Origin of the sequence: Candidatus Enterococcus courvalinii (genome assembly GCF_017315945.1) — a bacterium.
In the GTDB taxonomy this organism is placed as follows: Bacteria; Bacillota; Bacilli; order Lactobacillales; family Enterococcaceae; genus Enterococcus_B; species Enterococcus_B courvalinii.
On sequence record NZ_JAFLWI010000007.1, the window covers coordinates 100,062 to 126,051 of the forward strand.

Genomic DNA, 25,990 nt, shown 5'->3' on the forward strand with positions numbered 1-25,990 from the left:
TAAAAAATAGTTGGCATGCTTGTTTGCTTTTTCCGAGTGAATCGATTGGAGTTTACAGCTTCTTTAAATGAACATCGAGAACAAACTTACTTTGATTACTAATAAAATAAGATTTTGAAAATTCAAATGCCCGCCCTTTTTGATCGTAACCAATTTGTTCGATTACCAATACAGGATCATTTTTTTTGATACCTAAAGAGTCACTAACTTCTTCATTTGCATGATCTGCATAAACAATTCGACGTGCATCAACTAGCTGTAACTTCGCTTCATGACCTAAATAGTCATACACAGATCCTTGCAAGATTTCTTCGGTGATTGATGCGATAGCGACAGGCATAACAACATGTTCAAAACTGTAATACTGACCATTCAATAAACGAACGCGCTTAAATTCATAGACAGGGTCCGTTTTATTTAAAGATAGATTTTGCTGTTCTTCTTCTGTAGGCAAACGAGCATCAAAAAATAAAATATTACTTTTGATTTCTTGATCACGATGGGAATAAGTTACCCCCACAGGTAAATCTAAGGGAAGTAATTCACTTGTATTATTTTCAATCGTTGGCCGAATATATGTACCAGATCCTTGCTTGCTAAATATTAATCCCTCGTTTTCTAATAAAGATAATGCTTTTTTTAATGTAATACGAGAAACATCATATTTTTCTGCAAAAAATTCTTGGGTAGGTAATAAAGTCCCAGCACGGTAATGATTTGTTAGGATATCACGCTTGATATCTGAGTAAATTTCGCGGTATTTATACAATTTGTAAACCTCACTTTTTATTATTTGTATACACATTTTAATATAAAATAGATAATTTGTATATATAATTATAAAAATTAAGTGTTTACAAATTATCTTAGTTGTATATAATTAAATCAGAAAACGTTTTCTCTAAAAAGTAGAAAAGGGAGTATTACTATGAAATTTGATGTACAAAAACTTCAAGAACCATTGTTAAAAGTTTCAGCTTGGGTTGAAGGCAATACTATTCTACAGGCTGTAAAAAATGCGTTTGTTCGCACTATCCCATTTACTGTTGTGGGGTCATTTTCAAACTTAATTAAAATGCAGATCGATGCGCTGATTAAAAATCAAGGAATCGATAATGCAATTCTAACAAATATCAGTAATTTATTTGGTTACTTAGGTAATGCTACATTAGGAATCGTTGCTATTATTGTTGTTTTTTCTTCAGCTTACTCTTATGCGATTGAATTAAAACACAAAGAAAAAAATGAACGCTTAAATCCAATTATTGCAACATTACTTGCGTTGTCTGCTTACTTTGTAATGGTACCAAATAATGTGAATTATCTCGACTCTAAGGCAGAAATAATCGAAGGTTTTGCTTCTTCTTTCTTCAGTTATGAAGGAATGTTTACTGCATTGATTGTTGGAATGATCGCAGTTGCTTTATTTGCTCGATTTACACGAAGTAAATTTACGATCAAGATGCCCGGGAATGTCCCACAAAATGTTTTTGATTCCTTTTTCTCATTGATTCCGATCAGTGAAGTATTATTGATTTTTGGTGTTCTTCGTATCGTGATCCAATCATTAGGATATGTTTCATTGTTACAAATGATTTCTGAAGTATTGATCAAACCATTGTTGACTGTTGGAACAGGATTACCTGCAATTATTATTGTCATTTTATTACAACAAATTTTATGGTTCTTAGGATTACATGGTTTTAATATCGTTTGGGGAGTTGTTTCCGCATTTTGGTTACCGGTTTTCTTAGAAAATGTTGCGAAGTTTGCAGAAACACAAAGTTTTGCTGGCATTTCAATCGCACCAAATACTATGACGAATGTCTATGCAATGATTGGTGGTTCAGGGGCAACCTTTGGCTTGATCATCGCCATGCTGATCTTTACGAGAAAAGGTGAGAAAGAACGAGAAGTTGCTAAATTAGCATTGATTCCTGGCTGTTTTGGTATTAATGAACCCGTTATTTTCGGTTTACCGATTGTATTAAATCCATTGATGTTCATTCCTTGGATCGTTGTACCAATCGTCAATGCAGTGATTGCTTATGTAGTAACTTCACTTGGTTGGGTCGTACCATTAGTTGTTTTGAATTCAGGAAATGAACCAATTTTTATTAGCACTTGGGTCTTAGGCGCATTCCATATTAGTCCAGTTATCTTGACTTTTGTATTGGTTGTCTTAGATATCATTATGTATGCACCTTTTGTTATTTTGAATCAACGACAAGAAAGAGCAGCAGATCAATTGATGGCTCGTTCAGCTGAATAATTGAATGAATTGTAGAAGAATAGAGGAGTGTCACTCATGAAAGATATTTACACAGTTGCACATACCCATTGGGATTTTGAATGGTATTTTACCCGTCAAGAAGCACGCGTTCAATTTATTTTCCATATGGATGAAGTCTTAGAAGCTTTAGAAACGAATCAATTAGATTATTATACGCTTGATGGTCAAATGTCGATTATTGAAGATTATTTAGCTTTGTTTCCAGAAAAAGAAGCAGAAATCAAAAAATTTGTGACAGCAGGACGTTTGTTTATTGGCCCATGGTTCACACAAATTGATGAAATGACCACGTCAGGTGAATCGATTGTTCGTAATCTAAAAATCGGAATTGCAGAAGCCAAAGCATTAGGTGGTGTGATGCGAGTTGGTTATCTGCCAGATTCTTTTGGACAAGGACAAGATATGCCAAAAATTTATCAAGGATTTGATATTTCTCACGCATTATTTTGGCGAGGGATGCCAAGAGAAGCGAATGCTCGGTACTTTTACTGGTCCAGCAATGATGGCTCAAAAGTCTTAACAGCAAATATCAAAAACGGATACTATGCTGGTGTGGAATTGGTTGAGCAAAATCAATTTGATGATCTTGCAGAAAAAATCAGTACACAGACATCAAGTGAAACACATTTGTTACCAGTAGGCGGTGACCAACGAGCAGTTGACTTTGATTTGAAACAACGAATCAATTTAGCCAATCAAGAGAGCGAAGAAACAACTCGATTCATTGAAAGCAACTATCCGATTTTCTTTAAATCTTTAGAAAATGAGTCTGAAAAACTTCCTGAGTTCTCTGGAGAATTTATTGAACCGTCTGATTCAAAAATCCATCGTGGCATTTATTCTTCTAGATATGATTTGAAACAGGTTTACGATCGATTAGAACGGAGCTTGACGTATCAATTAGAACCATTATCTGTCGTAGCAGCAAATCATGGTATTCCTGTCAAACAAGGACTGATCACAAGTCTGTGGAAAATCGTTGCCAGAGGACAAGCCCATGATAGTGCAGGTGGTTGTAACAGTGATAAAACGAATCAAGATATCTATATGCGTGGGATTAATGGATTACAAGAAGCTCAGTCTTGTGTGGATTATTTATTGCGAAAATTGAGCATTTCTTTGAACCAAGGACAAGAAAATCAAGTATTTCTTTGGAATCCATTACCTTTTGAATTGTCAACGATTCGTAAAGTGGCACTTTCAACTAAAACACCTGATTTTTCATTAGTTGATCAAAACGGTGAAAAAGTCGAAATTGAATTGTTAAGTCAAAAACGAGAAAATGCCGCACTCTTGCGAAGAGATCCTGACGCAATGAGTGATGAACATTACTATGTAAGTGAAGTAGCAATTGAGTGTGCATTACCTTCAATGGGGTGGCTTTGTTTTACTGTCGAAGAATCGGCTGCAAGTGTACCACAGCTTGCAAAAGCAACGGAGTTAGAAAATGACTGGTATGTGATCCAATTAAAAGAAGGAAAACTAAACCTTTACTCAAAAGAATTGAAGAAATGGTACCATGATTTCTTATGGTTTGAAGACAGTGGTGATGAAGGAGACACTTATGATTATTCACCAGCGTTTAATGACTGGTTCCTAGAACTTGATTTTGCACAGCATCAACAAGTAGTGGTTGAACAAGGCAACTTGATTAGTCGAATGACGATTGAGGGAGAATGGGCATTACCTTTTGACTTACGTTCACGAAAAGAACAAGTAACCGATGGAACAGTCAGCTATACGATGGTTCTGGAATGCAACAAACAAACGAACTTGATCGATGTGCATCTAACTTTAGATAATCAAGTCCTTGATCATCGTTTACGTTTGATGATAGCAACCAAAACAGCGGCAAATGTTTCTACAAGTGATACGCCATTTGGCATCATTCAACGGCCAATTGAAGAAAAACATCTACCTGATTGGAAAGAAATTGGCTATAAAGAAGAGCCAACAAGTATGCGACCAATGTTACATCTTGCCAATCTTCATGATGAAAAAGAAAGCTGGTCATTTTTAACTAGAGGTACGAAAGATTTCCAAGTGATCGATGGTGAAAGACAGCAATTAGCAATCACTGTTTTACGTGGTGTGGGTTACTTGGGACGTCCAGATACGTGGCGAAGACCTGGAGATGCTTCGGGACTTCAAACAAAAGTTGTTCCGACACCAGATAGCCAATTAGTGGGAACAATTGTATTTGAAGGAAGTATTGTTTTAGATGAACTTTTTGATAGCCAAAAGTTACAAACCAACTATTTAGAAACAACACAAGAAGCACTTGACTATCAAATACAGGAATTGAATCGATTTACAACACCCATCCAATATTTCCCAGTCAATCCAAAATCACTTGTTGAAGATCCGCGAGGAAAAGTGACAGCTAGTGAGTTGACTGTTGTATTTAGTAGCCTTCAATCAACAATTGATGGAACAGGGGTCGAATTACGTTTGTACAATTCAACAGATGTAGCACAAGAAATACCGGGAAAGCTCTCTTTTGATGTACCTGCGGAAGTAAAATTGCTGAATTTGGAAGGCAAAGTAATTGATTCAGTAGTCGAAAATGTGACTACTTTATCAATGAGTGCTTTCAAGCCAGGTGAGATTCGAACGTATGGCATTTTTTTCAATCAAAAAGAAATGGAGTAGTGACGTGATCAATCAAACAGACTTAATCAATGAAATCCAACAATATGCAATGACTATCAATTTAAAAGATGCAAAAGCAACAAAGTTATTTCAACAGGCGCTCGTTGATACAATTACGAATACTGTCTCTGTGAGAGAAAATGGTGAAATCTTTGTTGCTACAGGTGATATTCCCGCCATGTGGTTAAGAGATTCAACTTTTCAAGTCTTGCCTTATTTAGAAATCGTCCATGAAGTACCAGCAATCAAACAATTGATTCATGGCGTATTGAAGCAACAATTAACGTATATCAAGCATGATCCGTATTCTAATGCGTTTAATAAAGAAATTGGTGGTGGCCATTATAGTAATGACACGTCGAATATTCCAATTTCACCATTAGTTTGGGAAAGAAAATTTGAAATTGATTCGTTATGCGCACCATTTTTTTTAGCATTTCATCTATACAAAAAAACAGGCTATAAAGCGCATTTGACACCTGATTTTTGGGCGGTTGCTGAGTTGGCAATCGATACATTCATTACAGAGCAACACCATGAAACATCAGAGTATCTTTTCCAACGTACAGATTGTCCGCCATCGGATACTTTAGCGAGAGAAGGAAAAGGCGCACCGATAAGTTATACGGGAATGGTCTGGAGTGGCTTCCGTCCAAGTGATGATGCATGCACCTATGGTTACTTTGTTCCAGGAAATCTATTTATTCTAGTTATCTTGGAACAATTGCTGGAATTGTTAGCAGTGAAACCGGAAGAAAACCAGAAAGTATTACGTCAAAAAATCCAGCAGTTACAAGAAGACATCTCAAAAGGTGTCCAACAATTTGCTATTTTACATGACGAAAATGGTGAAAGTTATTATGCATATGAGGTAGATGGTTTAGGAAATCATTTATTTATGGATGATGCAAATGTTCCTAGCTTATTATCTTTACCGTTTTTAGGCTACATGAAAGAAGACGATCCACTTTATCAAACAACACGCCAGAAAATTTTAAGTGAAGAAAACCCTTATTATTATTCTGGGACTTACTTGGCAGGAATTGGCAGTCCGCATACGCCACCAAATTATGTATGGCCGATTTCACTTGCGATGGAAGGCTTGACTTCAACGAATCATGACTTTGTTGAAGAAAAAATAGACCAAATTGCTAAAACCGACGCTGGAACTTTGCAGTGTCATGAGGGAGTTGATGTGGATAATCCTGAGAATTATACGAGAGAATGGTTTTCTTGGGCGAATATGACGTATTGTGGTTTGGTTTTCCACTATTTGAAATTAAGTGGAAAATGAATTGTTAGTGAGGCTTGACGGGATGTTTTACAGAAAAAGAGGAGAAAACAAAATGAAGAAAATGAAGGTTGGATTTGCTGCACTCGTTTTTTTTGCTATGGCACTTTTTATTCCTGTAACAGTTCATGGACAAGAACAAGAACATTCAACACAGACGATGGTTTACTATCGAGCTTGGCGGGATAAAACAATGCACGGTGTCAATACTAGTTTACCTGATGAAAATTGGCTGACAATGGATGACATTCCGTATGGTATCGACATTGTAAACATCTTTAGTTATGTACCAAAAGGAGAAGAAGAAAAAGCAGCACCATTTTTTAAGGAATTGAAAGAACAGTATGTACCTAACTTACATGCACGCGGTGTGAAATTAACCAAAGCAATTGACTATTCCGAATTGTTGAAAATTCCTTATGCTGGTTCGTTTCCAACAGAACAAGAATTTGATGCGTATGCAAATCAATTACTAGATGAACACGTACGTGCTTTTGGTATTGATGGTCTTGATATTGATATGGAAACCTTCCCAAGTGCCGCAGACATTGCTCTTTCAGATGGTGTAATCAAAGCGTTAGCGAAATACATTGGGCCACTGGCGAACAATGGGACCGTTTTTGTTTACGACACGAATGGCTCTAACTTGGCACCTTTACAAAATGTTGCATCAAGTTTCACTTATTTAGGATACCAACAGTATGGATCGGATGACACACGAACACAACGCGCAATCAATGATTATGCCAATATCATTGAAAAAGAGCGCTTCATGCCAGGCTTGACTTTTCCAGAAGAACAAGACAACAATCGTTGGTATGACACAAAAGAACCTTATGAGACAAGTAACATCTATAAAGTAGCAAAATTTACCGCAGAGCATCAATTATATGGAATGTTTTTATATGCTTTGGATCGAGATGGGCGAACATATCATGCAGATGATTTGAATCATGTTGTGCCATCAAACTTTTTATGGACAAAAACGGCTATTTTGCAAGCAAAAGGATTTACTTTAGAGCAAGCGAAAAATATTGCGATTCATCATTGGAACCGAGTAAGCGAAGAAGGACCACTAAAAAATTCCGTCTTAGAAAAAATCAATTTGGCACAATCTATTTATGAAGTGAACAAAGTATTATTAGGGTCAAGTAGTGATTTTATAAACGATGGCGCAAGCATCACCTATGATCCCATTTATGAATTAACACTTATGAAATAAATAAAGGTATGGCAACTAGTTGCCATACCTTTTTTGCTATTTAGTTAGTGCGTTTGCAATTTCTTCTGTTCCTTCCGAAAGAACAATTGTCTTTCGAGAAAAAGCAGAAGTATCGACTAATTGACTTAAGAATGCAGCAACTGTTTGGCGGCTGATTGTTTTGGCAGCTGATTCACCAGGCGCAGTTAATTGAATGGGTGAAACTTTTTCCTCATTGGTCAAAGTAACGGGTTGAACAATAACATAATCTAAAGTTGTTTGATGCTTCAACCACTCGTCAGCATAGTGTTTCGTAATGTAGTAGTCGATCATTGAAGCAGGCCAGTTTGCTGGATTATCTGCAAAAACGGCACTAATCATTAGGTAACGTTTGACCTCAGCTTGTTCTGACGCACGAATGGTTTTGATTGCACCGTCAAGGTCGACTTGTAATAAGTTTTTTCCTTGAGAACCAGCTGCAAAAATAACTGTATCGATTTCTTTAAAAGTGTTGACCATTTCTGCTACAGTCCAAGTCAAATCAAATGGAACGTAAGTAACATTGTTCGCTTCGATTAGTGATTGTTTAGCAACATCTCGAACACCAGCAATGATTTGGTGATCCGTCTTTGCAAGGTCTTCGATCAAGTGGCGACCAATTTGACCATTGGCGCCGACAACAAAAATATTCATAGGAATCTTCCTTTCCAATTTCTTTCGAACTCATAGTAACACGAAGTTATTTAAATGTTCAGTGTTAACCCTTGAGAGGGGAGAAAGAATGAACGATATAGATACACCCAATACGAATGCTTGGCCACTCTGATTGTAAAAGGGGGAAATACTTGTTATAATGAACACGAAAAGAGGAGTTGCGCGAACAACTCCCCTTTGGACAGCACCGCTAAAGACGGTGGCGAAGACATTAATATATCAAAAAGAAATAGCTAGTCGTCTCGCTAAAGTGACGGCTATTTCTTTTTGTCATTTTTAAGCATAGCAACAATCAGACCAATCAATGCGATGGTAAACATACCAAAGCCGAGAATGATTTGAATTGTTTCATATGCGGACAAAAGGGTTACTCCTTTCGTAGCGTCCAGTACTTATATTCATAAGCACCACCACCTTTCGAAAATTAACCACCGTCATTCAACTTCACTGTCAAATTTGATTATAGCATAAGCCTTCCTAAGCATACATGAATGTTTGGGAAGGCTTTCTTTTTTATTACTTCTTTTATTTAATGAACATGGGGAAAGCGAGGTTGGCTGTCGAAAACAGCCATTTTTATAGTCAATTGCTTGAAGCTGACCGCTTTGCGCTACAACCTTTTTCTACGGTGTTCAAGAAGTAAATCCTTCCAAATAAGCCTAAATTACTCAAAAATTTGGGAAGCAATTTCTGGTAATTTTTTCTTATTTATTGGAGCTGGGCACTTCTTTTACAACCTTTTACACGGTGTTCCCAAAACAACTCCTCCATATAGCTTGCATCCACTTTAAAATATGAGAAGCTATTTTGAGTGTCTGCTCACTATCTCGTCGGAGCTAAGCGTTTTGCACCACAACCTTATTCACGGTGTTCCCCAAGCAGCTTCTTCGACAATAAGTCCGCTTTTCATAAAAATATTGAGAAGCTATTTTTAGAAAAGTATCCTTATTGCTTGAAGCTGACCACTTGGAGCCACAACCTTTATCTACAATTCTTGCGTAGGGTTTACCTTAATCAACTTAAGAAGAACACTTGCCACAGCTGCAGTTGCCAGTCCTGCAACAATTGCCTCAGGAATTCCACTAGTAAAGATCACAGCAAGAATCGCCGAGTAGACCGCGTTTGCATTTGCACCAATTACTTGAGCATAATCTTGTTGGAATAAAAAATAAATCAAATTCATTACTAAAATCGTATTTGTAAGTGAGCCGGCTAATCCTGCGATAAATAAGGCAACAGGAGAAGTATTTCTCTTAGAAAATCGCTTGATGCTCAAATAAACAAAGTAGGGAACGATACCAATTAAAATTCTTGGAATAAACACCACCAACAACGCTTTCCAGCTTCCTTGAGTGGTACCAATTACAGGAACTAAAGGAGAAAAAACAAAAGAAAGTGGTGTTTGGATAATTGTGCTACGGATTAAGCTGATGAAGCCAAAGACACCACCAAGAAATGCGCCTAATCTTGGGCCTAGAACGATTGACGCAATAATGACTGGAATATGCATCGTTGTTGCATTGATTGGACCAATCGGAATAAAGCCGAGTGGTGTGACTGCTAGTAAGATAAGAATGGCTAAAAACATTGCGGTTAAAGTGAAATTTTTAGTGTTTTTCATCACTTTTCCTCCTCTACGTTGTTCGTTGATTCAAGTGGAATAGCACTTGATCAATAATTATTTGGACATCTGCCAAGGCACCTTTGCCAAAATCACCACAAGCCAGTAGTGATTCCCTTGGTTCGATTTCTTGATAACCAACAGATTTCAAAGTGGATAAGTTTCGTTGGTTGATTGGATTTGTGTACATGTTTGTGTTCATGGCTGGTGCAATCAATTTAGGTGTTTTTTCAGGTAAAGCAAGTGCGACTGTAGAGAGTAAATCATCCGCAATTCCATTTGCTAGTTTTCCAATGATATTGGCAGTTGCCGGAGCAACTAAAAAGAGGTCAGCTTGCTTTGCTAATTCAATGTGGTTGATTACTTTAGGATTAGCTTCTTGCATGACATCTGTGTGAATTGGACGTTTGGCTAAAGATTGTAAAGTTAACGGTGTAATGAAATGAGTGCTGCTTTCAGTCATGATGACTTCAACTTGATAACCCAACTTCATCAATTGGTTCGTGATATCTGCACTTTTGTAGGCAGAGATACTTCCAGAAACACCAAGTAGAACAGTTTTCATTTAATCATCTCCTTTATTTTTTGAACATTTGCAACAATCAAATCCGCAATTTCTTTTTTTGTAAATGCTTCAGTAACGGTTCCGTCTGCTGCGAGTAAATACCCGTGATGGTGTTCTTGGGAAATTTCAGTTAAGTCATTAGCTAGAATGAAGTCAGTTTGATTTTTCACCAGGCTTTGTTGCGCAATACTTAGTAAGTGTTCTTTTGAAACATCCACAAGTAACTTAAACCCAACAATACATGCAGTAGGTTGCCAGTTCCGCAAATAACTAATAATTTTGGGCGTCTTTTCTAAAACAATGACTAATTGATCTGTGTCAGAAGAAATCTTTTTGGCAGAGTTACGATCAGTTTCTTTTGTTTGGGTCAGCCAGTTGTCAAAAGAAGTTTCAGTTACTTCATTTGTACCAAAACTTTCGATAAAATGCTCTTTTGACAAACTGAGACTAGGGGTGAAATCACTGACAGCCATACTATGGATGATGACGTCATATGTTTTTGTTTGTAAAAGTGTTTCTAGAGTTGTTAATAAATCATGTGTGGATTCAATCATATGCAAGTGAATCGTGGCACTCGGCTTAGGTAACACACTGTTTTTAGTGGTGACATAGTCAATGATTGTTTTGGGATTTTTCGAAAAAGCATCCGCGATTTGTTTACCTAGACGACCAGTTGAATGATTGGTTATTGCACGTACTTGATCAATTTTTTCCGTGGTTCCACCAGCAGTTATCAAAATGTTCATTACTCTTCACCTACATGAACTAAAGTTCTTCCTTGATGTGTTCCAGCTAATAATTGAGCAATTGTTTCTGGTAATTGAGCAAGTGAAATTTCTGTGACCAATAAGTCATCCGCAATTGCTAGTTCAGCCAATTGTTGCCAAATTTTTTCTCGTCGTTCATGAGGCACATTGACGGAATCAATCCCAATCAACTGAATGTTCCGCAAAATAAAAGGTAAAACGGTCGTAGTTAATTCAATCCCGCTGGCGTTGCCACACAACGCAGCGGCCCCATTATAAGAAATCAAAGGTAAAAGTTGACTCAATTGAGCGCCACCAACTGTGTCAATTACATAATCGACGGTTTGTTTTGCTAATGGTTTTGGTTTTTCTGGCAAAAAAGAATCTGGTTGAACAACTTGTGTTGCACCTAATTTTTTTAGCCAAGATTCAGCAGCCGTTTTCCGAGAAAGACCAGTGATAGTTGTAAAACCTAATTTATGTAGTAAAGCGATTGCTACACTACCTACACCGCCTGAAGCGCCTGTAACTAACACGTGATTCGTTGGTTTCATTCCTTGTTCTAACAACGCATTGACTGCAAGAGCCGCAGTCAATCCAGCTGTTCCTAACATCATTGCTTGTCGCGTACTTAATTGTTCAGGTAACTTGACTAGCCATTCACTTGGAACCGCTTGATATTGACTGTAGCCACCAGGATGAGTAACACCTAGTCCGTAACCAGTAACTAAAACTTTTTCACCGGGTGAGAAGTGTTCAGTTGAACTTTTGATAACAGTTCCAGCTAAATCAATGCCGGGTGTCATCGGATAAGTCCGAATCACATTTCCGGATTCAATGCTAGCCAAAGCATCTTTATAATTAACATCTGAGTAAGCAACTTTAACAAGCACTTCATTGTCTGCTAGGTCGATGGGTTCTTGCTCAATAATCTTTGCTTGAAATGTTGGTTCCTTTGTTACTTGAAAAGATTTAAAAGTTTCCATAATAAAATGAAACCTCCCTCAAAATTTTCTTATATCATACCATAAACGCATCATTTTTTTCGGAGTTCTTTCTCTAAGCTTTTTATAAAAAATGGTGAACGCTTCCTGAAAAATTTTTTCTCTTCTTTAGACATAAAATTATTTTTTTCTCACGTGCTTTTTTCTCAAAAAAATAAACTGAAAGGGTTGCGTTTTTTGTCAAAATTCGTATACTAATACAGGTGATTGTAAACTTTAAGTTTACTATTAGAAAACTTCCGCTGGAGGAAAAAATGGAAATTGGAGAAAAGTTACGAAATTTACGAATTCAAAAGAACTTGACACAAGAAGAACTTGGTGAACGGACAGATTTATCAAAAGGCTATATTTCTCAACTGGAAAGAGACTTGAGTTCGCCCTCAATGGAAACTTTTTTTTCCATACTTGAAGTCTTGGGTGTCTCACCAGAAGAATTTTTTCGCCAAGAAGCACCAAGCTTGCAAATCGTTTATTCAGCAGAAGATCATACGATTTATTTTGATGAAGAAAATGGGTATGAACTGGAATGGTTAGTTTCTGATTCAAATGAAAAAGAAATGGAACCCGTTCTCTTGACGTTTGAGTCAACTGGTGAGTATAAGACATTTGAACCTTCTTTATCTGAAACGTTTATTTTTGTGTTAGAAGGGGAATTAGAGTTAACCTTAGGTGAGAAGAGTTATTTTGCAAAAGCTGGTCAGTCTGTTTATTATCAAGCGACGAAGCAACATCAATTAAGAAATCACTTGACGACCAAAACGAAAGTATTGATTGTTGCGACAAAATCGTATTTATAAATTGGAGGTAGGAAGAAGTGGGGAACCCAATTATTGCGTTTGATCAAGTAGTGAAACGCTATGACGATGAAACGATTTTAAAAAAGGTTAGTTTTGAAATTGAACAAGGAAAATTTTATACATTATTAGGACCTTCGGGATGTGGGAAAACGACGATTTTACGAATTATTGCTGGTTTTACGGAAGCGACTGAAGGTGATATTTATTTTGAAGGGAAACGACTAAACGATCTTCCTGCAAATAAACGTCAAGTAAATACAGTTTTTCAAGACTATGCGTTATTTCCTCATATGAATGTATTTGATAATGTTGCTTTTGGCTTACAAATAAAAAAAATGCCTAAAAATGAAATTCGAAAAAAAGTGACAGATGCGTTAAGAATGGTTCAGCTTCCTGGCTACGAAACGAGAGAAATCAGTGAAATGTCTGGCGGACAAAGACAGCGCGTCGCAATTGCACGCGCAATCGTTAACGAGCCAAAAGTCTTGCTACTTGATGAACCCTTATCTGCTTTGGATTTAAAATTACGAACAGATATGCAATATGAATTACGTGAATTACAGCAACGTTTAGGAATCACTTTTATTTTTGTGACACATGACCAAGAAGAAGCCTTGGCAATGAGTGACGAAATTTTTGTTATGAATAAAGGAAAAATTGTTCAAAGTGGTACACCAGTAGACATTTATGATGAGCCAATCAATCATTTTGTTGCTGACTTTGTTGGAGAAAGTAATATTGTTGATGGCGTAATGATTGAGGACAACTTAGTTGAATTTGTTGGAAAACAATTTGAGTGTGTGGATGGTGGGATGCGTCCGAATGAACCGGTTGAAGTTGTTTTACGCCCAGAAGATTTGAATATTACGACACCTGACAAAGGAAAATTAGTTGTTACAGTAGACACGCAGCTATTCCGTGGCGTACATTATGAAATTATTTGTTTCGATGAACAGCACAATGAATGGATGGTTCACTCAACGAAGAAAGCCAAAGAAGGAAGCAAAGTAGGACTTTCTTTTGAACCAGAAGATATCCATGTTATGCGTTTCAATGAATCAGAGGAAGACTTTGATGCACGACTAGAAAGCTATGAAGAGTAAGGAGGCTGTGTCATGAAAACAATGCGAAGAATTTATTCAGTCCCTTATATGCTTTGGTTAGGATTATTTGTCATTGCACCAGTTATCATGATTATTTATCAATCATTTTTTGATATGAATGGACACTTTACTTTAGCAAATTATGCTACGTACTTTACTTCAGGGACATATCTTTGGATGACTTTCAACTCTGTTTGGTATGCGTTGTTGATTACAATTTTTGCGTTGTTGATTAGTTATCCAACCGCTTATTTCTTGACTAAATTGAAACATAAGCAATTGTGGTTGATGCTGATTATTCTGCCCACATGGGTCAACTTATTGCTGAAAGCCTATGCGTTTATTGGGATTTTTAGCATCAATGGAAGTGTCAATCACTTTTTTGATTTCATTGGTATTGGAACAAAACAAATCTTATTTACCGATGTGAGCTTCTTATTTGTTGCCACTTATATTGAGATTCCGTTTATGATCATGCCGATTTTTAACGCATTAGAAGAGTTGAACCCATCGTTAATTAGTGCAAGTCGAGATTTAGGAGCAAATAATCTAGAAACATTTCGTCGAGTGATTTTTCCTTTATCTTTAAACGGTGTAAAAAGCGGCGTCCAAGCAGTATTTATTCCTTCACTTTCTTTATTCATGTTGACGCGATTAATTGGAGGAAACCGGGTGATCACGTTGGGGACAGCAATTGAACAACACTTCTTGGTTACCCAGAATTGGGGAATGGGTTCGACGATTGGCGTTATTCTAATTATTGCGATGTTTGTGGTCATGCTTTTAACAGGTGAGAAGAAAAAAGGAGGGCGCTCTTAATGAAAAAATTCAAGTGGTCTTATGTTTATCTAGCCATTGTTTTTTTATTGTTGTATTTGCCAATCTTTTATTTGATTTTCTATTCCTTTAATGACGGCGGCTCTATGACAAGTTTCACTGGCTTTACTTGGGAAAATTACCAAGCAGTTTTTGAAGACACGCGGTTGATTATTATTGTGCTGAACACCTTCATGCTTGCCTTTTTGTCTGCGCTATTGGCGACAATCATTGGGACATTTGGAGCAATGGGAATCTATTACACGAAAAAAAGAAGATCACGGACAGCATTGTTGAGTATGAATAATATTTTATTGGTTTCACCAGATGTTATTATTGGTGCTAGCTTTTTGATCTTTTTCACTTTGCTTGGCTTTGGTTTAGGATTTCAAAGTGTGTTACTTTCACACATTGCGTTTAGTATCCCGATCGTTGTGTTGATGGTATTGCCAAAATTACAAGAGATGAACGATTCTATGGTGGATGCTGCTCGAGATTTAGGTGCCAATAATCTGCAAGTAGTAAAAAATATCATTTTGCCTTTTCTTTCTCCAGGAATCATTGCAGGTTATTTCATGGCGTTTACTTATTCATTGGATGATTTTGCTGTGACGTTCTTTGTTACGGGTAACGGGTTCACTACCTTGTCAGTGGAAATCTATTCTCGTGCGCGTCAAGGAATTAGTTTAGAAATCAATGCGTTGAGTGCACTCGTTTTCTTGTTCTCAATGATTCTAGTAATTGGTTACTATTTTATTAGTAAAGAAAACAGTCCAAAAAGAGGCAAAAAAAATCGTCGCGTGCGTGAGGAGGTGGCAAAACTACAATGAAAAATTTGCAATCTTTATTTTTTGGTATCGTGATGATTATTGTTATTTTGTTATTCGGCGTTCATCAATTGGAAAAATCAAGTGGTATGGCAAATGCTAAAATTTTAACGATTTACAATTGGGGTGACTATATTGATCCTAGTTTGTTGACTAAATTTGAAAAAGAATATGGCTATAAAGTCAACTACGAAACATTTGACTCAAATGAAGCAATGTTTACGAAAATCCAACAAGGTGGAACGAATTACGATATTGCGATTCCAAGTGAATACATGATTCAAAAAATGATGAAAGAAGATTTATTGTTGCCACTGGATCATTCCAAAATCACTGGATTAAATAATATCAACCCTCGATTTTTAGATTTGGCTTTTGATGAAGGAAACAAATACTCGATTCCTTATTTCTGGGGAACATTAGGAATTGTTTACAACGATCGATTTTTAGATGCAAAACAAATGCAACACTGGGACGATTTATGGCAACCAAAAATAAAAGATAGCTTGATGTTGATCGATGGGGCCAGAGAAGTGATGGGGCTTTCTTTAAATAGTTTGGGCTATTCTTTGAATAGTAAAAATCTTTCAGAGTTACATGAAGCTGCAGATAAATTGAATCAGTTAACACCAAATGTCAAAGCAATCGTAGCGGATGAAATCAAAATGTACATGATTAACGAAGAAGCATCAGTTGCAGTAACTTTCTCGGGAGAAGCAGCTGACATGATGTCAGAAAACGACCATTTACATTATGTTATTCCAACAGAAGGTTCAAATTTATGGTTTGATAACATTGTGATGCCAAAGACTGCAAAAAATACGGAAGGTGCATACGATTTTATCAATTTTATGCTTCAACCAGAAAATGCAGCTCAAAATGCAGAATATATTGGTTATTCGACGCCAAACGCTGCAGCAGAGAAACTATTACCAAAAGAAATTTCTGGTGATAAGCAATTCTATCCATCAGATGAAACGATTGCCCATCTGGAAGTCTATGAGGATCTTGGTCCTAAGTATTTGGGCATCTATAATGATTTGTTTTTGGAATTCAAAATGTATCGCAAATGATGGCAAAACTCAGTCAGAATGGGAATTTGTCAACGTTCTAAAGAGCTTAAAACCGGCCTTTTCTATCTGAGTTTTCCAATCTTCTACCAAAAGCGTCTTTTTAGGCGCTTTTTTCTTACCTTCCCACAATAAAAGTGAGTTCTTACAGAAATCTTCTGAAGAGATTTGTAATGGAAGCTAAAAAAATGAATTGTGATACAATGTGGATAAAAGAAATTGGTAAGGGAGAAAGCTAAATGAAAAAAGAAGAAAAAATTTCCATTTTGCAAGATATTATTCGTATCAAATCAGTGAATGGGAATGAAGCTGAAGTAGCGTCCTATTTGAAAAAACTTTTAGCGGAGCATGGTATAGAAAGCGAAATAGTTTCGTATGCGAATGGTCGAGATAATTTAGTTGCTACTTACCAAAACGGTAATGCTGGAAAAGTTCTAGGTCTATCAGGACATATGGATGTTGTTTCTGTAGGTGATGAAGATGTCTGGATTTATCCACCTTTTGAAGCGAAAATTGAAGGAAATCGTTTATATGGTCGTGGATCAACAGACATGAAGAGTGGACTTGCAGCAATGGTTCTTGCAATGATTGAGTTAAAAGAAACTGGGAAAATATTTAATGGCAAAATCAAATTATTAGCTACTGTAGGTGAAGAAGTAGGGGAACTAGGGAGTGAACAATTAACCACAGCAGGCTACGTTGACGACTTAGATGGGTTGATTATTGGTGAACCAACCAACTACAATTTGATGTATACTCACATGGGTTCAATCAACTATACTGTCGCATCGTACGGTAAAGAAGCACATAGTTCAATGCCGCAAGAAGGATATAATGCCATTGATCACTTGAATGAATTTATGACAAAAGTCAATACGGAGATGAAACATATTGCAGAGACAGTCGAAAATCCTGTTTTAGGTCGGACAATCCATAACGTAACAATTATCAACGGCGGAAATCAAGTAAATAGTATTCCAAGTTATGCACAGCTACAAGGAAATATTCGTTCGATTCCAGAATTTTCAAATGATAAAGTCATTGCAGTGTTGCAAAAAATCGTGGATGACTTGAACCAAGGAGCTGAATTTCAACTTAAGTTAACGATTGATTTCAATAAAATCCCGGTAAAAGCAAATCCCGAATCTTCTTTAATTCAAAGTATTCAAAAACAATTTGAACAACCATTATCACTATTTGGTGCTGCTGGAACAACTGATGCAGCTGAGTTTACTAAAGCAAAACAGCCATTTGATTTTGTTGTTTTTGGGCCTGGTGAACCAACTTTGCCACACCAAGTGAACGAGTATGTTGAACTTGATAATTATTTAGCGATGATTGATAGCTACCAGTCAATAGTTTTGGATTATTTAGCCTAATATAATCGTTTATTTGTAATAATAGGACTATTTTTGTGAGGTAAAAATTTCATAGTAGCTTGCAATGAAGGCTAAAGACTGGTTAGTTAATGACTGACCAGTCTTTTTTACGAAATTTCGTTCATTTTTTCTCGTAAAGCAAAGAGTAAGGTAACTTTTCGACTCATAGATCAATCGAGAAATATCAAAAAGAAAGTAGAACAAACGATTGATCGAACACAGCGGTCAGAACAGTAAGGTCTCCATTTTTTTAGTTAGCTGAAGTTATCAACTAACTATTTTTGATTACGTAAATAAGATGTTTACTTTTTCTTAAACAAATCCAAAAAAAAGACAAGATTTCAATCATAATTTCTTCACAATTACGTTCTATTATAAATACATACCAACAAACAACCCTATACTTTTTCATTTTTACTCCTCAAGTAAAAATAACTCCTAAGGCCGCGGCTACCCACCGCGGTCGTTTTTTTTGGTAGTTTTCTAGAAAACTGCTTCTGTAATGGCTGTAGTAAAAAAAACATTGACAGCGTTTTCTTTATTTGCTATATTGGGCGTATAAATAAAGAGGGTGCAACTATTAAATTAGGCACGACCTAGGAAAAGTACTTTTCTTAGGTCGTTTTTTGTTGTTTTAATAGTAGATCACATCAAATTATTCTTTAGAGAGGATCTGTGCAGCAATGAAAGTTGTAAAAAAAATCAATCATAATGTGGTGTTAATTGATGATGAAGGAACAGAGAAAGTTGCGATGGGGAAAGGAATTGGCTTTTCCACTTCTGTCAACGAACTATTTGATCCAACTGTTGCAGACAAATTTTTTACTTTAGATTCTAAAGAAAAAACGAAAATGTTTACGGAAATGGCTGCTCAGATTCCAATCGAATTTATTGAGTTTTCCGAAGAGGTGATTCAATTTATTTCAAAAAACATCTCATCTCAGCTAGACTCAAACATTTATATCGCGTTGACAGATCATATTTATTTTGCAATCCAACGCCAAAAGGAAGATAGCCAAGTAACAGCTATTATGTTGCCTGAGATGAAGTTGCTCTATCCCGATGAATATGAGACAGCAAAAGAAGTCGTTGCTCTTATCAATCAACGGTATGGAACACAACTGGGTGCTAATGAAGTTGGGTTTATTACAATGCACATTATCAATGCGGAATTAGGCGAGCAAAATAGTTTTAATAGCTTGAAAATATTGGAAATGACCAAAGAAATCATCTTGGCATTGGAAGAAATTTACGGTTATCACTTTGATACGGACTCCCTGATTTATTCTCGAATGATGATCCATATCAAATTTTTGGCAAAGCGGTTAGTTTATCAAGAAGATTCTCCAAGTGAAAATATTGGTTTTTTTAGTAGTGCTTTTAAGGAAAGCGAGCCATATCGAGTAGCATCTGCAATCAAAAAAATGATTGAAGAAAAGTTTCAGTTAAACGTTCAAGAAAACGAAGTGACTTATCTCGCAATCCATTTAGCAAGAATTCAATAATTAGGGCGTAACTATCAGGTAGGCGCAACCTTTTGAAACACAGAAGTTTTTTTGTGGTCATGAGGTTGCGTCTATTTTTAGTGAAAAAAGAAAGGAAGGAAAAAATGGGAAAAGTAATAATTAATTCAGATGATTTCGGTTATAGCAATGGTGTCAATTATGGAATTGTTGACGCACATCAACATGGGATTCTAACTTCAACAACTTTAATGGCAAATATGCCAGGATTTGAGCACGCAGTAAAGTTAAAAAAAGAATTACCAGATTTAGGGGTTGGTGTTCACTTAACGTTGACATGTGGAGAACCACTTTTGAAAAATGTAGATAGTTTGATGGATGGACCAAACTTCAAAAAATTAGCTTTTTATCAACAACCTTTTGAAATAGATAGTGATCAGTTATATCAAGAATGGAACGCACAAATTCAAAAGGTTTATCACGCTGGGATCATTCCGACACATTTAGATAGTCATCATCATACGCATACTTTTGGAATGAATCAGGAAGTTGTCGTGACGTTGGCGAAAAAATACGGGTTACCTGTTCGTGGAAACTTTGAAAAAAGAGCAGAAGTTCGCCACGTTGATTATTTTGAACCATATTTTGATGATGTTGGAGAAAGTATTGTAGAAAAGCGTCAGATTAATTGTTCAGTGGAAGAATATTTAGAAGGGTTACTAAAAATTTTACGTGAAGACAAAACTGTTGAAATCATGTGTCACACAGCTTATATTGATCAGTTGCTGTTAAATGGATCAAGTTTTATTTATCCGCGAGTCAATCAAGTAGAATTTTTGATTCACTCAACTTTTGCGCAACAAGTGAAAAAGGATGCCTTGATTGAACGAATCACGTACAAAGAACTATAGATAAGGGGGAGAAAAAGTTGTCAAATTTTAAAGAAAGCGTACAAAAGCTTGGTAGAGCAATGCTATTACCGGTCGCTGCGATGCCTTTAGCTGGATTGATTATGCGTCTCTCTGCTGATGATATGTTAAATATCCCAGTGATTGGGGCTGCTGGAAATACTGTGTTTGGAAATTTGGATATTCTATTTGCGATTGGAGTAACGATTGGATTTGCGAAGACGAAAGACAAAGGGATTCCAGCCCTTACAGGTTTCTTGGCAATTGCCACATTGAAAAAAGGATTGGAAATCATGAATCCGGCAGTCAATATGGGAATATTTGGTGGGATTATTTCTGGTTTGATTGCGGCTTGGACGTATAACCGGTTTAAAGAACAACGATTGCCAATGGTATTTTCTTATTTTGCTGGTGAGAAGTTTCCATTGACGATGGTTATGATTTTTCAGACGATCACTGCAGTTGTTTTTGGCATTTTATGGCCATTTGCACAAGCGGGGATCGACAGTTTTGCTCGATTATTGGTCAACATGGGCGCTTTTGGTGTCGGAATTTTCATGTTCTTGAATCGGCTACTGATTCCTTTTGGACTGCACCATGTGCTTAACACGTATGTCTATTATGATTTAGGTAGTTATACTGCACCAAATGGCGAGGTTTTTCGGGGAGAAATGACACGTTTTATTAATGGAGATCCACAAGCGGGATTGTTTTTATCTGGATTTTTTGTAGTCATGATGTTTGGAGTGCCAGCGATTTGTTTAGCTATTTATCGAGCTGCGTTTCAAGAAAATAAAAAGATGGTAAAAGGAATTATGGGGAGCGGAGCAGCTACTTCTTTTATCTCGAATATCACGGAACCAGTTGAATTTAGTTTTATGTTTATTTCACCAATGTTATATGTTGTTCATGCAATATTTGCTGGTTTGGCTGGAATAGTTTGTTACTTGTTGAATATTCGGATTGGCTTTACATTTGGTGCTTGTATCGTAGATTATCTAATCAATTTTAAGATTGCAACGAATGCGATTTTGATTCTTCCAGTTGGCCTCGTGTTTTTTGGATTATACTATTTTACTTTTTATTATTTAATCAAGAAACGTGACATTCCAACTTTAGGAAGAGAAGTGGCAACAGAATATGGAGCTGAGGCAATCGCTGAGGAAAATGAGTTGGTTTTAGCAAGTAAAAATTATGAATACATGGCAAAAAAAATGTTGCAAGCTTTTGGTGGTTCCGAAAATATTTCTGATGCGTTTAGTTGCAACACACGTTTAAGAGTTGAAGTGGAAAAACCAGAAATCGTTGATGAACAACGTATCAAACAGTTGGGAATCAGTGGTTTGATAAAACCAACAGAAAAAAATTATCAAGTCATTATTGGATTAGAGGTTACGTATGTAATGGCGGAATTCAATAAATTATTAGAGCAATAGAAAGGAAGAAAAATATGACAAAAAAACAAATTATTACAATTGCTGGTGGAGGTAGCACTTATACACCAGGAATCATTCAAGCAGTATTAAATAATTCAGAACGCTTACCACTCTCGGAAATTCGGTTGTATGACATTGATGCACAAAGAAATGAGGACATGTACATGATTATTCAGTATATGTTGGAGAAAGAAGGCTTTTCAAATGTCGTAATCTCATCAACAGAAGATCCAGAAGTAGCTTTTACTGGTTGCGACTTCATTTTCTCGCAAATTCGAGTTGGTGGTCTGAAAATGCGTGAAAAAGATGAAAAAATCCCTTTGAGTCATGGTTTAGTTGGTCAAGAAACTTGTGGTTTGGGTGGCTTTGCTTACGGGATGCGTTCAATGAGTGGACTCTTGGAAATCGTAGGATATGTACAGAAATATGCACCTGAAGCATGGATTTTGAATTATACGAATCCTGAATCAATTGTTTCGGAGGCTGTTCGTCGACGCTATCCAAAAGCAAAAATGATTAATGCTTGTGATATGACAATCTCAATTGAAGAAACAATCGCGATTAACTATGGTTATGATCGGAAAAACTGGATTCCGACATATTATGGATTAAACCATTTTGGTTGGTACACAGCTATTTATGACAAGAAATTGAAACGTGATGTTATGCCTGAAATCATCGAAAAGCTGAACGGTCAGGAAATGCAGGTTGCAGACTTTAATGCTGGAGATCAAACATGGCAAGAAGCATTTAGTATGATGTCTGTAATTACAAAGAACTTTCCACAAAATATTCCGAATAATTATTTAGAGTATTATTTATATCCCGATATGGTTATTGAGCATTCTGACAAAAACTATACTCGTGCTAATATGGTGATGGAAGGACGAGAAAAAAATACCAAAGAAATGGCGAAGAAAATTCGGAATGGTGTAACCAAAGATGTTTTAAACTTTAACTTTGGTGAACATGGTCAATATATTGTTGATATGGCAACCTCTTTACTAAACGATGAGCGCCGACGTTTTATGTTAATCGTTCCGAATCAAGGTGCTATTCCTAATTTACGTCCAGATGCCGTGGTAGAAGTTCCTGCTTATGTCGGGGCAACAGGTGTGGAACCAATTTCTTTGAGAGAACCAATTTGTGATTTTCATAAAGGCATGATGGAAGCACAAGTAGCGGCAGAAAAACTATTAGTTGACGCTTATTTTGAAGGTTCATATCAAAAAGCATTACAGGCATTTACACTAAATCAAACAGTTCCTAATGCCAGAGTTGCAAAAAAAGTTTTGGATGAAATGATTGAAGCGAACAAAGAATATTGGCCAGAATTAGTTTAGGAGATGAAAGGATGCTTTTTTTTAAAACGAAGAAGGTGTTGAAGTCTGTTGCAAACGGCTATGTTATCCCGTTAGAAGAGGTCAATGATGAAGTTTTCTCTTCAAAAATGATGGGTGAAGGCTACGCCATAAAGCAACATGATGGTAAGGTTTACGCACCAGTTGAAGGATGCGTGGAGAGTATTTTTCCAACGCTTCATGCACTCACGATTGCATGTAAAACGGGTGAGAAATTATTGATCCATATGGGGATAGATACTGTGGAATTAAAAGGTAAACCTTTTTCAATTCAAGTAGCCAAAGACCAGAAAGTAAAAGCTGGCACATTATTGGCTATTATTGATCTTCCACAATTAGAAAAAGCACAAAAAGAGGCTACACTTATGGTTGTTTTTCCAGAAATGACTAAGGGGAAACTTTTGAAAGAAGAACAAAAGGTTTCCTTGCAAGAGGAGTTATTCCAATTTTAGCGCAACAAGAATATCATTTATGTTTATCTTGTCTGAAGTAAGAAGTATCATATACTTTAAGGAACTGACCCAACAAACTGAGACAAACTAAAAAAGCACCTCTTGTTGAATTCAAATAAAATGAATTTAACTAAGAGGTGTTTTTTGGAGGAAAATCGAGTCACTTATCCGATTTACATCAAAGAAATGGTTATACAGATGAAACAAAAGAAAATTCTTGTAAAAACGATAATGGGGAAAATAGGTGTTAAGAACAAAACACAAATAGAAACATGGTGGCGCTGGTATCATAACGATGAGAATCACCATCTGGTTCAATTGGAGCCACAATCTAATTCACAGTGTTCCCCAAGCAACTCCTCGAAATAATTCGCAACTGTCTAAAAATATGAAGAGCTATTTTTGACAGTTATTTATTATTTTGTCGGAGCCGACCGCTTTGCGCCACAACCTTATTCCTCAATCATAGTTGCCTTGATACCAAAACCTGCCAAAATTCGAGCAGAAGTATAGGTATTTAATCCTTTTCTAAAAGTAATAAAGACTTGCTTCTCTTTAGGAATCTCGGCAATTCGATCACGCAATTCATTCATCGGAATATTTTTGGTTGCCTCAATACTTCCCGACTTAGGCTTGTCTGCCTCACGGATATCTAAAAAGAAACCGTTTTGTAATTCTTCTTTGGTTAATTCACTGGCTTTTATTGTTTTCACTGTATTGTTTAGCTGATTGATTGCAACGTAGCCAGCGATATTCAATGGGTCTCTAGTGGTTGAATAAGGCGGAGAGTAGGGTAACTCAAGATCTGGCAAATCAAAGACAGTTAAGTTACCTGTAATTGCAACAGATAATTCACCAATTCGTTTGTCTACACCATGCTCACCAACTGCTTGACCACCTAAAATTTTTCCAGTTTCTTCTTCAAAAATTAGTTTGAGATTTAGTCGAGTAGCACCTGGATAAAAATTTGCATGGTCGAAAGGAGTGATAAAAATCGTTTTATAGTTCGTGATGCCAGCTTCTTTTAATTGATGTTCCGTAAGACCAACATAACTTGCAGTATAGTCAAAGATTTTTGCTACACCAGCGCCAATGTAACCACGATACGTAAAAGGTGCACCATTGACGATATCCGCCAGTAGATGTCCTTGGCGATTTGCAGCACTTGATAACATACTTGGCGTTGGTTGATGCGTAATGACACTGGTTGTCTCGATAATATCACCGATGGCGAAAATATCAGGAAGATTCGTTTTTAATTGGTTATCAACGATAATTTGTCCATTTTCACTCATTGAAATACCAGCAGACTTAACGATTTCATTATTTGGTGCGACACCAGTGGCAAATAAAATCATGTCAGGATGTAGAAGAGCACCATCCGATAATTGGACTTCGTTTCCTTTTTGGCGAATGTCATTGATATGCGTATTTAAATGAACGGTTAAGCCTTGTTCAATTAATTTATCATAGACTAAATCAGCAATTTCATGATCGTAAGGAAAAGCAACTTGATCTAGCTGATCGACTAATGTAACTTCCATACCGCGATGCTTAAAGTTTTCAGCTAGTTCTAATCCCATAACCCCCGCACCTAGAACTAAAACATTTTTTGGCGCCTTGTTTTGAATGAAGGCTTGGATTTTATCGGCGTCAGTTACGCTGCGCAAAACAAAACCATTTTCGGCTTGGTCTGCACCAGGAATTGGTGGTAAAGTAGGGCGAGCTCCCGCAGAAATAATTAGATAATCATAATTTGTTTGGCTGACTTGGTCAGTTGTTAAATCATGGATGGTTAACTCTTTTTTATCTGGATCAATCAGTGTGACTTCATGCTTCGTAAAGACATCAATATTATTTTTAACTTTTAAAATTTCAGGTGTTCGCTCGATCAATGAATCACGATCATCAATTACTTGTCCGAGATAATAAGGAAGCGCACAACTAGCGTAGGAAATGTGTTCACCTCGTTCATAAATCACAATTTCATGTTCTTCATTTAATCGGCGTAAGCGTGTCGCAAAGGAAGGACCGCCAGCAACACCGCCAATGACTACAAATTTCATAAAAACAACTCCTTTTCTAATTTGAATAGTACTATTTTATTTGCAATCCAGCAAAGAATTGTGCCGGAAGTAAAGTAAGGAATGGGAATGAACAAAAAGAAAAAAGCATGTGAGACGAAAAAAGTCGCAACATGCTTTTTGATAAGTAAATAATTGTTTTATTTTGTAGTGAAAATTTTGAATTTTTGTGTCAGCTGAATGCTATGTGTCACAACTTTATCTATC

The 25,990-nt window shown here is 36.5% G+C and carries 23 protein-coding genes; 15 read left to right on the forward strand and 8 right to left on the reverse strand.

Going from position 1 to position 25,990, the window contains the following annotated elements:
• Positions 1 to 52: 52 nt before the first annotated feature.
• A complete protein-coding gene (locus JZO71_RS06290) occupies positions 53 to 769 on the reverse strand; it encodes a GntR family transcriptional regulator (protein WP_206898696.1) in 717 nt (238 codons plus the stop codon).
• Between the two features lie 159 nt (positions 770 to 928).
• Between JZO71_RS06290 and JZO71_RS06295 the strand changes: the two genes are divergently transcribed.
• The 4 genes from JZO71_RS06295 to JZO71_RS06310 are packed head-to-tail and all read left to right on the forward strand — an operon-like array spanning position 929 to position 7,458.
• The gene (locus JZO71_RS06295; RefSeq protein ID WP_206898697.1) at positions 929 to 2,272 is read left to right on the forward strand and encodes a PTS sugar transporter subunit IIC; all 1,344 of its coding nucleotides are present in this window, start codon (positions 929 to 931) and stop codon (positions 2,270 to 2,272) included.
• Between the two features lie 36 nt (positions 2,273 to 2,308).
• A complete protein-coding gene (locus tag JZO71_RS06300) occupies positions 2,309 to 4,945 on the forward strand; it encodes a glycoside hydrolase family 38 N-terminal domain-containing protein (RefSeq protein ID WP_206898698.1) in 2,637 nt (878 codons plus the stop codon).
• Positions 4,911 to 6,239 (forward strand): glycoside hydrolase family 125 protein, encoded by a 1,329-nt coding sequence (locus tag JZO71_RS06305; RefSeq protein ID WP_206898699.1) that lies wholly within the window; start codon positions 4,911 to 4,913, stop codon positions 6,237 to 6,239. Before JZO71_RS06300 ends, JZO71_RS06305 begins: the two co-directional genes overlap by 35 nt.
• 52 nt (positions 6,240 to 6,291) lie before the next feature.
• Positions 6,292 to 7,458, forward strand: coding sequence for an EndoS/ChiA family endoglycosidase (locus tag JZO71_RS06310; RefSeq protein WP_242590456.1), 1,167 nt, complete (start codon positions 6,292 to 6,294; stop codon positions 7,456 to 7,458).
• Between the two features lie 36 nt (positions 7,459 to 7,494).
• On the opposite strand, the gene JZO71_RS06315 is transcribed toward JZO71_RS06310, so the two are convergent.
• From JZO71_RS06315 to JZO71_RS06340, 6 genes are all read right to left on the reverse strand, one after another.
• Positions 7,495 to 8,130 carry an SDR family oxidoreductase gene (locus JZO71_RS06315; RefSeq protein ID WP_206898700.1) on the reverse strand — a complete coding sequence of 212 codons (636 nt, stop codon included), beginning with the start codon at positions 8,128 to 8,130 and terminating at the stop codon, positions 7,495 to 7,497.
• A 278-nt stretch (positions 8,131 to 8,408) separates the two neighbouring features.
• Positions 8,409 to 8,540: a putative holin-like toxin gene (locus JZO71_RS06320; protein ID WP_206898722.1), complete on the reverse strand. Its 132-nt coding sequence runs from the start codon at positions 8,538 to 8,540 to the stop codon at positions 8,409 to 8,411.
• A gap of 596 nt (positions 8,541 to 9,136) precedes the next feature.
• A complete protein-coding gene (locus tag JZO71_RS06325) occupies positions 9,137 to 9,772 on the reverse strand; it encodes an ECF transporter S component (RefSeq protein ID WP_206898701.1) in 636 nt (211 codons plus the stop codon).
• 13 nt (positions 9,773 to 9,785) lie between these two features.
• Positions 9,786 to 10,337 carry a phosphopantothenoylcysteine decarboxylase gene (gene coaC / locus JZO71_RS06330; RefSeq protein ID WP_206898702.1) on the reverse strand — a complete coding sequence of 184 codons (552 nt, stop codon included), beginning with the start codon at positions 10,335 to 10,337 and terminating at the stop codon, positions 9,786 to 9,788.
• Positions 10,334 to 11,083 (reverse strand): phosphopantothenate--cysteine ligase, encoded by a 750-nt coding sequence (locus tag JZO71_RS06335; RefSeq protein WP_206898703.1) that lies wholly within the window; start codon positions 11,081 to 11,083, stop codon positions 10,334 to 10,336. The genes coaC and JZO71_RS06335 overlap by 4 nt, the downstream gene beginning before the upstream one ends.
• The gene (locus JZO71_RS06340; RefSeq protein WP_206898704.1) at positions 11,083 to 12,069 is read right to left on the reverse strand and encodes an acrylyl-CoA reductase family protein; all 987 of its coding nucleotides are present in this window, start codon (positions 12,067 to 12,069) and stop codon (positions 11,083 to 11,085) included. The genes JZO71_RS06335 and JZO71_RS06340 overlap by 1 nt, the downstream gene beginning before the upstream one ends.
• Before the next feature lie 272 nt (positions 12,070 to 12,341).
• On the opposite strand from JZO71_RS06340, the gene JZO71_RS06345 reads away from it, so the two are divergent.
• The 11 genes from JZO71_RS06345 (at position 12,342) to JZO71_RS06395 (ending at position 23,699) form a co-directional block, all read left to right on the forward strand.
• Positions 12,342 to 12,884 carry a helix-turn-helix domain-containing protein gene (locus JZO71_RS06345; RefSeq protein ID WP_206898705.1) on the forward strand — a complete coding sequence of 181 codons (543 nt, stop codon included), beginning with the start codon at positions 12,342 to 12,344 and terminating at the stop codon, positions 12,882 to 12,884.
• Positions 12,885 to 12,901: 17 nt separating this feature from the next.
• A complete protein-coding gene (locus tag JZO71_RS06350) occupies positions 12,902 to 13,987 on the forward strand; it encodes a polyamine ABC transporter ATP-binding protein (RefSeq protein WP_206898706.1) in 1,086 nt (361 codons plus the stop codon).
• Positions 13,988 to 13,999: 12 nt separating this feature from the next.
• Positions 14,000 to 14,806, forward strand: a complete 807-nt coding sequence (locus JZO71_RS06355) for an ABC transporter permease (protein ID WP_206898707.1) — start codon at positions 14,000 to 14,002, stop codon at positions 14,804 to 14,806.
• Complete coding sequence (locus tag JZO71_RS06360; RefSeq protein ID WP_206898708.1) at positions 14,806 to 15,633, forward strand: ABC transporter permease; 828 nt, start codon at positions 14,806 to 14,808, stop codon at positions 15,631 to 15,633. The genes JZO71_RS06355 and JZO71_RS06360 overlap by 1 nt, the downstream gene beginning before the upstream one ends.
• Entirely contained in the window at positions 15,630 to 16,703 is a 1,074-nt protein-coding gene (locus JZO71_RS06365) for an ABC transporter substrate-binding protein (protein ID WP_206898709.1), read from the forward strand. Before JZO71_RS06360 ends, JZO71_RS06365 begins: the two co-directional genes overlap by 4 nt.
• A gap of 236 nt (positions 16,704 to 16,939) precedes the next feature.
• On the forward strand, positions 16,940 to 18,079 hold the full coding sequence (locus JZO71_RS06370; protein WP_206898710.1) for an ArgE/DapE family deacylase: 1,140 nt from the start codon (positions 16,940 to 16,942) through the stop codon (positions 18,077 to 18,079).
• Between the two features lie 683 nt (positions 18,080 to 18,762).
• The gene (locus tag JZO71_RS06375) at positions 18,763 to 19,584 is read left to right on the forward strand and encodes a PRD domain-containing protein (RefSeq protein ID WP_206898711.1); all 822 of its coding nucleotides are present in this window, start codon (positions 18,763 to 18,765) and stop codon (positions 19,582 to 19,584) included.
• 104 nt (positions 19,585 to 19,688) lie between these two features.
• Positions 19,689 to 20,453: a carbohydrate deacetylase gene (locus tag JZO71_RS06380; protein ID WP_206898712.1), complete on the forward strand. Its 765-nt coding sequence runs from the start codon at positions 19,689 to 19,691 to the stop codon at positions 20,451 to 20,453.
• A 59-nt stretch (positions 20,454 to 20,512) separates the two neighbouring features.
• Positions 20,513 to 21,886 (forward strand): PTS transporter subunit EIIC, encoded by a 1,374-nt coding sequence (locus JZO71_RS06385; protein ID WP_242590471.1) that lies wholly within the window; start codon positions 20,513 to 20,515, stop codon positions 21,884 to 21,886.
• Between the two features lie 14 nt (positions 21,887 to 21,900).
• Positions 21,901 to 23,229: a family 4 glycosyl hydrolase gene (locus tag JZO71_RS06390; protein WP_206898714.1), complete on the forward strand. Its 1,329-nt coding sequence runs from the start codon at positions 21,901 to 21,903 to the stop codon at positions 23,227 to 23,229.
• Positions 23,230 to 23,240: 11 nt separating this feature from the next.
• On the forward strand, positions 23,241 to 23,699 hold the full coding sequence (locus JZO71_RS06395) for a PTS sugar transporter subunit IIA (protein WP_206898715.1): 459 nt from the start codon (positions 23,241 to 23,243) through the stop codon (positions 23,697 to 23,699).
• Positions 23,700 to 24,151: 452 nt separating this feature from the next.
• Here JZO71_RS06395 and JZO71_RS06400 read toward each other — a convergent pair whose 3' ends face one another.
• Complete coding sequence (locus JZO71_RS06400; protein ID WP_206898716.1) at positions 24,152 to 25,765, reverse strand: FAD-dependent oxidoreductase; 1,614 nt, start codon at positions 25,763 to 25,765, stop codon at positions 24,152 to 24,154.
• Positions 25,766 to 25,990: the final 225 nt, after the last annotated feature.